The sequence below is a fragment of the Phenylobacterium sp. genome (assembly GCF_046590535.1).
Taxonomy (GTDB): Bacteria; Pseudomonadota; Alphaproteobacteria; order Caulobacterales; family Caulobacteraceae; genus Phenylobacterium.
The window spans coordinates 1-11,199 of record NZ_JBKJTG010000171.1 but is presented as its reverse complement, the minus strand read 5'-3'; the positions used below and the strand labels follow the sequence as shown (position 1 = coordinate 11,199).

Annotated in this window: 12 protein-coding genes; 8 read left to right on the top strand and 4 right to left on the bottom strand. The window is 67.3% G+C overall.

Annotated features, from left to right (window positions below):
* Positions 1-21 precede the first annotated feature (21 nt).
* Together ACLL81_RS10215 and ACLL81_RS10210 are read left to right on the top strand one after the other, a co-directional pair.
* Positions 22-780 carry a sensor histidine kinase gene (locus tag ACLL81_RS10215; RefSeq protein WP_411288234.1) on the top strand — a complete coding sequence of 253 codons (759 nt, stop codon included), beginning with the start codon at positions 22-24 and terminating at the stop codon, positions 778-780.
* Positions 781-839: 59 nt separating this feature from the next.
* Positions 840-1,265: a SufE family protein gene (locus ACLL81_RS10210; RefSeq protein ID WP_411288233.1), complete on the top strand. Its 426-nt coding sequence runs from the start codon at positions 840-842 to the stop codon at positions 1,263-1,265.
* A gap of 6 nt (positions 1,266-1,271) precedes the next feature.
* Here the strand turns inward: ACLL81_RS10210 and ACLL81_RS10205 are convergent, their stop codons facing one another.
* From ACLL81_RS10205 to ACLL81_RS10195, 3 genes are all read right to left on the bottom strand, one after another.
* Positions 1,272-1,754 carry a PAS domain-containing protein gene (locus ACLL81_RS10205; RefSeq protein WP_411288232.1) on the bottom strand — a complete coding sequence of 161 codons (483 nt, stop codon included), beginning with the start codon at positions 1,752-1,754 and terminating at the stop codon, positions 1,272-1,274.
* A gap of 195 nt (positions 1,755-1,949) precedes the next feature.
* Positions 1,950-2,369, bottom strand: coding sequence for a MucR family transcriptional regulator (locus ACLL81_RS10200; RefSeq protein ID WP_411288231.1), 420 nt, complete (start codon positions 2,367-2,369; stop codon positions 1,950-1,952).
* A 303-nt stretch (positions 2,370-2,672) separates the two neighbouring features.
* The gene (locus ACLL81_RS10195; RefSeq protein WP_411288230.1) at positions 2,673-3,557 is read right to left on the bottom strand and encodes a crotonase/enoyl-CoA hydratase family protein; all 885 of its coding nucleotides are present in this window, start codon (positions 3,555-3,557) and stop codon (positions 2,673-2,675) included.
* Between the two features lie 126 nt (positions 3,558-3,683).
* Between ACLL81_RS10195 and ACLL81_RS10190 the strand changes: the two genes are divergently transcribed.
* From ACLL81_RS10190 to ACLL81_RS10180, 3 genes are all read left to right on the top strand, one after another.
* Positions 3,684-5,222, top strand: coding sequence for an acyl-CoA synthetase (locus ACLL81_RS10190; RefSeq protein WP_411288229.1), 1,539 nt, complete (start codon positions 3,684-3,686; stop codon positions 5,220-5,222).
* A gap of 48 nt (positions 5,223-5,270) precedes the next feature.
* Positions 5,271-6,176, top strand: coding sequence for a TylF/MycF/NovP-related O-methyltransferase (locus ACLL81_RS10185; protein ID WP_411288228.1), 906 nt, complete (start codon positions 5,271-5,273; stop codon positions 6,174-6,176).
* Positions 6,177-6,244: 68 nt separating this feature from the next.
* Positions 6,245-6,694, top strand: a complete 450-nt coding sequence (locus ACLL81_RS10180) for a MaoC family dehydratase (protein WP_411288227.1) — start codon at positions 6,245-6,247, stop codon at positions 6,692-6,694.
* A 36-nt stretch (positions 6,695-6,730) separates the two neighbouring features.
* Here ACLL81_RS10180 and ACLL81_RS10175 read toward each other — a convergent pair whose 3' ends face one another.
* The gene (locus tag ACLL81_RS10175; RefSeq protein ID WP_411288226.1) at positions 6,731-7,555 is read right to left on the bottom strand and encodes a serine protease; all 825 of its coding nucleotides are present in this window, start codon (positions 7,553-7,555) and stop codon (positions 6,731-6,733) included.
* Positions 7,556-7,741: 186 nt separating this feature from the next.
* On the opposite strand from ACLL81_RS10175, the gene ACLL81_RS10170 reads away from it, so the two are divergent.
* The 3 genes from ACLL81_RS10170 to ACLL81_RS10160 all read left to right on the top strand — a co-directional run.
* Complete coding sequence (locus tag ACLL81_RS10170; protein ID WP_411288225.1) at positions 7,742-9,829, top strand: S9 family peptidase; 2,088 nt, start codon at positions 7,742-7,744, stop codon at positions 9,827-9,829.
* Positions 9,826-10,347 (top strand): GNAT family N-acetyltransferase, encoded by a 522-nt coding sequence (locus tag ACLL81_RS10165; RefSeq protein ID WP_411288224.1) that lies wholly within the window; start codon positions 9,826-9,828, stop codon positions 10,345-10,347. The genes ACLL81_RS10170 and ACLL81_RS10165 overlap by 4 nt, the downstream gene beginning before the upstream one ends.
* A 402-nt stretch (positions 10,348-10,749) precedes the next feature.
* Positions 10,750-11,199, top strand: a 450-nt coding sequence (locus tag ACLL81_RS10160) for a hypothetical protein (protein WP_411288223.1), incomplete at its 3' end; no start/stop codon positions are given.

Sequence of the window (11,199 nt, the reverse complement as noted above, 5' to 3'; positions counted from 1 at the left end):
CGGAAGGCCAACGGCCTCTGCATGTCCCAGCCGGCTCATCTGACGGTCCCGGCCGAGCCGCGCGCCCTGTCGCGACGCGACGCCGCGCTGGACGAACAGAAGCGCTCGTTCCTGCGGATGGTCAGCCACGAACTGCGCACTCCCCTCAATTCCATCCTCGGCTTCTCTGAGATTCTCACTTCGGAACTCTACGGGCCCCTGGGCGCACCTCAGTACAAGGAATATGCCGAGATCATCCGCGGCAGCGGACACAAGCTGCTGAAACTGGTCAACCAGGTGCTGGAGATCGCCCGGCTGGAGGGCCGCGCGGTGGACATGGACCTGCGCGCCGAGCCCCTGGAAGCCGCCTTCGACGACGTGCTGGCCGGCCTGCGCGAAGACCTGAACAACCGGGATGTGAGCGTTCTGGTGGCAGATCGCGGAACCCTTCCAGCGGTGCTGGCGGACCAGCGCGGCCTGCGCACCGTGCTGAACAACCTGATTCAAAACGCGATCGCCTTCTCCCCCGAGGGTGGCCAGGTCCGCATCCGCACTGCGCGGGACGGCGCCTTCGTGGAGATCGTCATCGTGGATGACGGAGAGGGCGTCGATCCCACCGACCTGCCGCGGCTGATGACCCCCTTCGAGCAGGGCGAGAACGCGTTGATCCGCCGAGGCGAAGGCGCGGGTCTGGGCCTGCCGATCGCGGACCTGACCTGCCAAGCCATGGGCGGACGCCTGCGGCTGTCGTGCCATCCGGGGACGGGCCTGGCCGCGCGGGTGCGCTTGGCCGCCGCCTGAGGCGCCGGGCCTCCGGCACGGTTGCGGATCGCCGCACGCCCGCCTAAGTCGCAAGGCCCATGGCCACCATCCAGCACGACCTAAATGAACTGGCCGACGAGTTCGAGCTCCTGGGCGACTGGGAGGAGCGCTATCGCTACGTCATTGATCTGGGCAGGGTTCTGACCCCGCTGGCCGATGCGGAGCGGGCGGAGCCCAACAGGGTGCGAGGCTGCGCCAGCCAGGTGTGGCTGGTGACCGAGCCGCGGGCCGACGGGACCTTGAGCTTCCGCGGCGATTCCGACGCCCACATCGTGCGCGGCCTGATCGCCATACTGCTGCGCCTGTTCTCCGGTCATGCGCCGGCGGAGATCCTGGACTTCGACGCCAAGGCCGGGCTGGAGAAGCTGGGCCTCAGCGGCGCGCTGTCGGCGCAGCGCTCCAACGGTCTGGCCTCCATGGTTGCGCGTATCCGCCGGGACGCGGAACTGGCGCGGGCCGCCTAGCGCCGGTCAGGCCGCGCGGATGCCGCTGTGCAGCTGACCCAGGCCCACCACCGCGTCGTAACCCAGGATCATATCCACGTCGGCGCCATTGGAGGCCAGCGGCAGGCGCAGCCACAGGATCGACAAGTGCGAGGCGCCGCGCCAGGCGAGGTTGTGGACGCCCACGGTGGGCCGGCGCTCGGCCACCACCTTGTCCAGTTCCAAGCGCCAGTAGTCGGCGGCCGAAGTGCTGTAGACCTCACTCAGCCGCCGGCCGGTGATCTCGCGGCCATAGACCCCATGCAACGCCGTGCCCGCCAGCCGCAGGCGGTAGTCCGCCCGGCCCGGCAGCACGTCCGTCAGGCTGATGGTCGGCAGGAGCCGCTTGAAGCCTTCCGGGTGAATGTCACGTCGGGCCGGCAGCCTGGCGCCACGCCGCAGCGAAGCCCAGTAGGCGAACAGTTCCTGATGCGCTCGGGCCGCCGCCGGGGCTCCGATCTGCACCGCCATATCTAGATTCCTCAACACAACTACTTGGAATCGCAACGAATCACTTATCGCCCGATGCGCGAATCGGCGGCAAGTCAAAACTGTGGCGAGCGGACAGGTTTTCGCGCGGGGCTAGACTGAAAAGCAGAACGCCCGCCGAGATCGGCGGGCGTTCGAAGTCTATGGAACGACGTTCCGCCGATGGGTGGGCGTCGGCTAACGCTTCTTGCGAGGCGCCTGGCGGCCACCCTGGCCGAGGCCCATCTGTTTGGCCAGGTCGGAGCGCGCCTTGGCGTAGTTGGGCGCGACCATCGGATAGTCCTTGGCCAGGCCCCACTTCGCCCGGTATTCCTCCGGGCTCATGTTGTACTTGGTGCGCAGGTGCCGCTTCAGCGACTTGAACTTGCGCCCGTCCTCCAGACAGATCAGGAAATCGGGGGTGATCGAGCGGCGGATCGGCACCGCCGGCTCCTTCGGCACGGCTTCCGCAGCCTCGGCGCCCGACGACACCGCGGCCAGGGCCCTGTGAACGCTTTGGATCAGGCTGGGCAGATCGGCCGCCGCCACCGAATTGTTCCCCACATAGGCGGAGACGATATCGGCGGTCATCTCGATAACTTCTGACTTATCGTCCATTCTTGTCATTCCGCAGGAATCGCGCACTGAACGGCGCTGATGTGATTCACGAGATCAGTAGCGGCGTCATTATCTGGAACTCGCCCTAAGCACAACACACGAATTTATCTGTTATCCTCGTCGAGCCGATGAAAACTCATAGGGAACGCGAGCGATACTGCCAGACGACCCGCACACCGAGAGTAAGATGCGCGCCCTGTACCTGAGGATGTCGCGTGGGGTCGGGCAGGATCAAGCACCGGGACGATCAAAGTGCGTGCGTTCGTGCGCACGCGGGCGGCGGCGACTACTGGTATTCTCAGCCTAGCTGAAGCCCGGCGCCCGCCAGTGTGGCCAGATGCCCGGCAGGTCGGTGGAGACCCGGTCGGGATAGTTGGGCTGGCGCTTCTCCAGGAACGAGCTCACCCCTTCCCGGGCGTCGCCGGAGCGGCCCCGGGCCTGGATGCCGCGGCTGTCGGCGCGGTGGGCCTCCATCGGGTGCGCCGCACCGGCCATGCGCCATATTAGCTGGCGGGTGATCGCGACGGACACCGGCGCGGTGTTGTCGGCGATCTCGCGGGCCAGGGCGCGGGCGGCCGGCAGCAGGTCGTCGGGGGCGTGCAGCGATCGGACCAGGCCGCGGTCGAGCGCCTCCTGCGCCGGGAACAGGCGGCCGGTGTAGCACCACTCCAGGGCCGTCTGGACGCCCACCAGCCGCGGCAGGAACCAGGACGAGGCCGCCTCCGGGTTGAGGCCCCGTCTGGCGAACACGAAGCCGTAGCGCGCCTCTGTCGAGGCCAGGCGGATGTCCATGGCCAGCTGCATGGTGGCGCCGATGCCCACCGCCGCGCCGTTCACCGCCGCGATCACCGGTTTCAGGCTGTCGAAGATGCGCAGGGTGACCAGACCGCCGCCGTCCCGCTGCACGCCGTCCTTCTGCCGCTCCGCCAGCGCCTCGCCGCCCCGCGCCTCGTAGTCGAAGGTCTGAGCCCCGGCCGAGAGGTCAGCCCCGGCGCAGAAAGCGCGGCCCGCGCCGGTGACGATGACGCAGCGCACCGCGTCGTCGGCGTCTGTGACGTCAAACACGTCGATCAACTCGCGCATCATCTGGGTGTTGAAGGCGTTGAGCTTCTCCGGCCGGTTCAGGGTGACGAGGGCGATCCCCGCCTCCGCCGCATAGGTCAGGGTTTCGAACGTCGGCGCAGGCATGGCGGGTCCCCTTCAGGTTCACGCCATTTCGGCCCGCTTGACGGACGGTAGGTCAAGGCCCGCAATAGCGCTGAAACGAAGATAGGCGGGCCGCACTCACGGACCCGCCGGGGAGCGGGAACGCATATGCATCCGGTAGTCCATGCCCAGACCCACCCGGACCGGGCGGCCTATATCATGGCGTCGACGGGGGAGGCGGTAACCTACCGCGACCTGGAGGAACGCTCCAACCAGGGCGCCCACCTGTTCCGGTCCCTGGGGCTGGTGGCCGGCGACGTGATCGCGCTGTTTATGGACAACCACCCCCGCTACTTCGAGATCGCCTGGGCGGCGCAGCGTGCCGGCCTTTACTTCACCTGCATCTCGTCGAAACTCACGGCCGGCGAGGTCGAGTACATCGTTGGCGACTGCGAGGCGAAGGTGCTGATCACGTCTCCCGGCGTCGGGCCGATCGCCGACGAACTGCCGGCCATCCTGCCGGGGGTGAAGCTCTACATGGTCGGCGAGGCTCGGCCTCCCTACGCCAGCTTCGACGCGGCCCGCGCGCCCATGCCCACCACCCGCATCGCCGACGAGACGGCCGGGTCCGACATGCTCTATTCCTCTGGCACCACAGGACGGCCCAAGGGCGTCAAGCCGGCGCTTACCGGCCTTGCGATCGACGCCCCCATTGGCTTGGCCGGAATGGCCGAGCAGCTGTTCGGCTTCAAGGCCGACGCCATCTACCTGTCGCCTGCGCCGCTCTATCACGCGGCGCCCCTGCGCTGGTGCATGAGCGTGCAGCGGATGGGCGGCACGATCATCGTGATGGAGAAGTTCGACGCCGAGCTGGCCCTGGCGCTGATCGAGAAGTACCGCTGCGACTGCAGCCAGTTCGTGCCCACCCATTTCGTGCGCATGCTGAAGCTGCCGCAGGAGGCGCGCGACCGTTACGACGTTTCCTCGATGCGCTCTGCGGTGCACGCCGCAGCGCCCTGCCCCGTGCCGGTCAAGGAACAGATGATCGCCTGGTGGGGGCCGGTGATCCACGAGTACTACGCAGGCACCGAGGGCAACGGCTTCTGCTACATCTCCTCGGCAGAATGGCTGACCCACAAGGGCTCGGTGGGCCGCGCGGTGCTGGGCGAACTGAGGATCTGCGGGGAGGACGGCGAGGCCTTGCCGCCTCGCGCAGAGGGCGCGGTGCACTTCGCCAACGGCCCGCCGCTCGCCTACCACAAGGCCCCCGAGAAGGTGGCCGAAGGCACCAATCAGCACGGGTGGACAACCCTGGGAGATGTGGGCTGGATGGATGAGGAGGGCTACCTGTACCTCACCGACCGCAAGAGCTTCATGATCATCTCCGGCGGGGTGAACATCTATCCGCAGGAGATCGAGAACCTGCTGATCGGCCACCCCAAGGTCGCCGACGCCGCCGTGGTCGGCGCCCCTGACGAGGAGATGGGCGAGAAGGTGGTTGCGGTAATTCAGCCCCTGGACTGGGACCTGGCCGGCGAGGACCTGCGCGCCGAACTCGCCGCGTACTGTCGCCAGCACCTCAGCCACGTGAAGTCGCCCCGGCTAATCGAGTTCATGCAGGAGTTGCCGAGACACCCCACAGGCAAGCTCTACAAGCGCCTGATCCGCGACGCCTACTGGGGCAAGGAAGGCTCGCGCATCGTCTGAGCGGGCGCTAGTGAGACGATTAGATATCCTCGTCTGACCGGAGCATCCGTGGTCCAAATCTTACCTGACAACGTCAACCCTGAGCTGCTCGTGGCCTTCGGCGACACCGCCCTGCGTAAGGGCGATCCCATACTCGCGGAGCGCTTCTACCGGGCGGCGATCTCCGAGGCCGGCGGCGGCGCGGGACCGGCGCTGCACGCGCGGCTCGGCCTGACGCGAAAGCCAAATAGCCGCACCCTGCCGATGCTCGACGCCCTGGAGGCGGTTCAGCGGATAGATGCGCGCAATAGCTTCGTCGGCGAAGGGCTCGCCACTTGGTACAAGACGCCGCCGTTCGCCGATGACGCACGCTTCCTTGACCTGGCGGACCGGCACGCGAACTTGCTGCCGGCCGCGAATTGGCACTGGAACCTGCAGACCGTGGTCTGGGCGGTACGACAGGCCAGGCCTCTGCCCGGAGATTTCGTGGAGCTGGGCGTGTTCAAGGGACACACCACCCGCTTCGTCGCGGACTACTTAGGCTTCCGGGACTGGCCCAAGACCTGGTTCCTCTACGACACCTTCGAGGGCATCCCGCAGGATCAGATGAACGCCGGCTGGGCGGCGAACAATGCCCGGGCCTACGTGGGTACTTTCTCCTTCGGCGAGGTCCGCGACCGCTTCGCCGACATGGCGAACATCCGGGTCGTCAAGGGCCGCGTGCCCGAGGTGCTCGCCGAGACCTGTCCGGAGCAGATCAGCTTCCTGCACATGGACCTGAACAGCGCCGTGGCGGAAGTGCAGGCCCTGGACATCCTTTTTGACCGCATCACCCCGGGGGGAGTGATCGTGTTCGACGACTACGCCTGGACCGTTTCGGCGCAGCAGCGCGCGGCAGAAGACGCCTGGTTCGCGCGCCGCGGCCTGCACATCTTGCCGCTGCCCACCGGCCAGGGCCTGTTCATCAAGGGATGAAGCCCCGCCTTGCCCGTGGCCGCACAGGTGCTAGACCGCAGGACATCTTGTAATTGAGGACACCAGCGATGAACCCCGTTGAGATCGGCGACCTGCCGGGCATGATCGGACAGGAGGTGGGCGTTTCGGATTGGGTCGAGATCACCCAGGAGCGCGTCAACACCTTCGCCGAGGCCACTGGCGACCACCAGTGGATCCATGTGGACGTCGAGCGCGCCACCCGCGAGATCGGCGGCCCCATCGCCCACGGCTATCTCACCCTGTCGCTGATCCCGTTCCTGGGCGCCGGCATGCTGCCGGTGAAAGGCGTCACTCGGGGGATCAACTATGGGTCCGACAAGGTGCGCTTCATCAATATGGTCCGCGTGGGCAAGCGCGTACGCATGCGCCAGAAGCTGATCGGCGCCGAGCCCAAGGCCGGCGGCATGCAGCTGCGCAACGAATGCACCATCGAGATCGAAGGCGAGGCCAAGCCTGCCTGCATCGCCGAGACGATCTCGATTGTCTACGGGGGTTAGCACGAGCGCCTCCCCCGGTTGCGGGGGAGGACCGTCTTAGTTGGGGGCGGCGGCTTCCTCGGCGGACGCGGCCTTGGCGCCCGTCACTACCGACTGGGCGGCCAGCGTCACCGGCGCCATTGGGTTCTGCACCAGGCTGATCGTCTCGCGGATGTACTTGGCGTGGGTAACGATGCCGATCTCGAGCCGTTCGTTGTTGAGCTCGACCTGCTGGGTCAGCAAGCCGGCTATAAAGCGGCCGCTTTCCGCTTCGGCGCCGGCCCGGCGCTTGCCTTGGGCGCTCATGAACACCGGCCCGCCCGAGTTGCCGGGAAACACCGAGAAGTCCAATAGGAAGGTCGGGAAGATCTTCGCCGGCGCCACCGGATAGGAGGCCACCCGGCCGGAGCGCAGGATCGGGAAGCCCGCCTGGTTGGCCGCCAGGCCCCGGGGGAAGCCCAGCGCCATCATCTCGTCGCCCGCCCCGACATCGTATCTCGAGAAGGTGTCGTCGGCCGCCAGGTAGTCCGCCGGGATCGCCGCCTTGGCAAATTCCGGCGGGGCGGTGATGGCGATGGCGGCGACGTCGCGGGACGGATGGTGCGTCCAGAGTTCACGACCGCCGCGGTCGCGGATGCGGAGCGGCTGGGGCGAGTAGCTCCAGCTGCCGTCGGCGTTGGAGATTCGGTAGCCGATCCGGGCGTCAGGGCCGGGCATCTTCTGCAGCACATGGTGGGCGGTGACGAGGATGGTGCGTGGCCGGCCGTCGGGGCCCGTCTCAGATATCAGGAAGCCGGTGCCGACGGTTCGTGTCCCGTCGCCGAGCGGCTGCTCGAGCTGAACGGTCGCGTGGATCAGCTCCACCGACAGGTCCATATCCATGAGGGTCCCCGAAACTAAGCTCGCTTAAACCCATCGCGTTTTCCGCGCGATCTCGTTCGACTGAGTGAATCAGACATCGCGCCAGCCAACAAGGCGAGAGCGCGTGATTAGGCCCGCGCCCAAACGACGCGTATGGAATCTGCACAGCGCTTGAGCCGGCCGCGGCGGCGCGGCATGTAGCCGGCCATGACCGCGCCCAGGCCTCCACTCGCCCGCAAGCAACCGCACCGCATCGACCAGCTAGGGCGAATCCGGGTGGACGACTACGCATGGATTAAGGACGACAACTGGCAGCAGGTGCTGCGCGACCCCAAGGTCCTGCGGGCCGACGTGCGCAACCACCTGGTGGCGGAGAACGCCTACACCAAGGCCATGCTGGCCGGGACCGAGGCCCTGCAGGCCGAGCTGTTCGCCGAGATGAAGGGGCGCATCAAGCAAGATGATTCGTCGGTTCCCGCGCCGGACGGGCCCTGGGACTACTACGCCCGCTATGACACCGGCGCGGAGCATCCGGTGCATGCGCGCCGGCCCCGCGGCGCGGCCGAGGGCGAACAGGTGCTGCTGGACGAGCCGGCGCTGGCGGCGGGCAAGGCCTTCTTCCAGGTGGGCGCCGCCAGCCATAGCCCGGACCACGCCCTCTACGCCTGGGCCGCCGACGACCAGGGCTCGGAGTACTACACGATCCGGGTGAAGGACTTGGCGTCAGGCGCGGAGCTGGGGCTGCCGGTGGAAAGCGCCTATGGCGACTTCATCTTTTCGCCGGACAGCGGCTGGCTGTTCTGGATTTGGCGCGACGAAAACGCCCGGCCCTCCAAGGTCTTTCGCCGCCCGGCCCGGGGCGGCGAGGACGTGCTGGTCTATGAGGAGGCCGACCAGGGCATGTTCCTGGGGCTGGGGACGGCCTCGGACGACAGCCACGTCCTGATCCAGGTGGGCGACCAGGAGACCAGCGAGATCTGGCTGATCCCCGCGTCAGACCCCACTGCCGCCCCTGTCGTCGCCGCGCCGCGCGAGGTGGGGGTGAAGTACAGTCTCGACCACTGGACCGACCGCTGGGTGATCCGGTCGAACGCCGATGGCGCGGTGGATTTCAAGCTCAGCGTCTCCGAGGCCGCCATTCCCGAACGGACCACCTGGCGCGGCTGGATCGCCCATCAGCCGGGGCGCTACATCACTGGCTTCGCCGCCTATGCCGGCCACCTTGTGCGCGCCGAGCGGGTCAACGCCCTCGACCGGCTGGTGGTGACAGCCCGAGACGGCGGCGAGCACCTCATCGGCTTCGACGAGGAGGCCTATGCGCTGAACCTCGAGGGCGGCTACGAGTACGCCACCACCACGGCCCGCTTCGTCTACCAGTCGCCGACCACACCGCGGCAATGGTTCGACTATAACCTGGCGACGCGCCAACGCACGTTGCGCAAGACCCAGGAGGTGCCTTCGGGTCACGATCCTGCACGCTATGAGGCGCGCCGGCTGACCGCCACGGCGGCGGACGGCGCGGAGGTGCCGATCACCGTCCTGATGCTCAAGGCAACGGCGCTGAACGGCTCCGCGCCGCTGCTGCTCTATGGCTACGGCGCCTATGGCCACGCCCTGGAACCCAGCTTCTCGATCCGCAATCTCAGCCTGGTGGACCGCGGCTGGATCTGGGCCACGGCGCATGTGCGCGGCGGGTCGGACAAGGGGTGGGGCTGGTTTCTCGACGGGCGCAAGGCGAACAAGCCCAACAGCTTTACGGACTTCATCGCCTGCGCCGAGCACCTGGTGGCGCAGGGCTATGGCGCCAAAGGCAACGTCGCAGCCTACGGCGGCTCGGCCGGCGGCATGCTGATGGGAGCGGTGGCGAACCTGCGCCCCGACCTGTGGGGCGCGATTATCGCCGCGGTGCCGTTCGTCGACGTGCTGAACACCATGAGCGACACCACCCTGCCGCTCACCCCGCCGGAGTGGCCAGAGTGGGGTAACCCCATCGCGGACCCGGACGCCTACGATCTGATCGCCGGCTACAGCCCCTATGACCGGGTCAGCCCCCAGGCCTATCCGCCGATCCTCGCCACCGGCGGCCTCTCCGACCCCAGGGTCACCTACTGGGAGCCGGCCAAGTGGGTGGCGAAGCTGCGCGAACACACCACGGCCGAGGCCCCGATCCTCTTGAAGATCAACATGGAGGCCGGGCATGCCGGCGCCTCCGGGCGTTTCGACTTCCTCAAGGAGATCGCCCTGGACTACGCCTTCGCCATCTGGGCGAACGGCGGGGACTGGAAGCGGCCATGATCATCCGGCCGGCGACGGCGATGGACGCGGGGCCCCTGGCGGCGATCTACGGCTATCACGTGCTGCACGGTTTCGGCACCTTCGAGGAGGAGACGCCGGACGCGGGCGAGATGGAGCGCCGCCGGCTGGCCATACTCGAGCGCGGCCTGCCCTACCTGACCGCCGAGGCCGACGGTCGGGTGCTCGGCTTCGCCTACGCCGGACCATTCCGGCCGCGGGCCGCCTACCGATACACCGTCGAGGACAGCGTCTATGTGGCGCCCGACGCGGCGGGCCGCGGGGTTGGCCGGGCGGTGCTGAGCGCCGTGCTGGGAGCCTGCGAGGGCCTGGGCCTGCGCCAGGTGGTGGCGGTTATCGGCGACAGCGGCAACGCGGCCTCCATCGGCCTGCACCGGTCGCTGGGGTTCGCCGACGCCGGTGTGGGGCGCAGCTTAGGCTACAAGCACGGGCGCTGGGTCGACGTGGTGTGGATGCAGAAGGCGCTGACCGGGGGCGACACCCGGGCGCCCGAAGCCTGAGTGAGGCTGACGCGGGGGGTCAGGCCCTCGCGCGGCCGAGGTCCACCAGCTTCGCGACGGACTTCGGTGAGGTCACGCCTGACCACCCGCTGGCTGGAGGAGCCGCCGTCGTCGCCGTAGGGAAAGATTGGCTGCGCTTCCTGGACAGTTATCGAACCCTTTGCTCTGCGCCCAGTCCCGATATCGGAAGAACCCTGAAGGCGGCAGGCTCCTTGGTCATCACCTAACTTCCTGCCCTGATGTCCGGGCCTTCAGAAGATCCACGTGCAGGTTGCGAAGGTCCGCTGACCGGCCAAAGGCCAACCACTGTTAGAGGCGATGCCGTTTGACCTCGCCGATACACGGAGATGGCAATCTGATATTTGAGTGGCGGTATCGGCAAGGTTCAGAGATCAATGCTCAATGACCGAAAGCCGCACGTTCACCAGCTACGCCACGCCATACGATGTCTACGTTGGCGAGCGGGATGTTTCCGATCTGCATCGCGACGAAGTTGACCGCCTGATCAAGGCCGTATTCCTCCCGGACGGCGAGGATTTCCGCGAACTGGTGACGCGGTGGAACGTCAAAAAGGCTCAGGTGGAAGGCCTCTGGTCGCTTGTGGTGCACGTCGGCCTCCGACTGGAACGCACTCGCGGGATCGCGGACCTCATCGAACGCACCGAGGACGATGTGCAGAACATCATCGCGACGTTGGATGGATCGCGCCTTTGGCTGCGGGTCGAGGAAGCTTTTCCGCCTTTCGACCACCTCACCTCCCGCACCGACTACGACTGGTCGGAATTGAACGGCTTGAGCGAAACGCTGGACGACTATTTCGATGATCCTTTCCGGCTTCTGGTCGCGGATGGC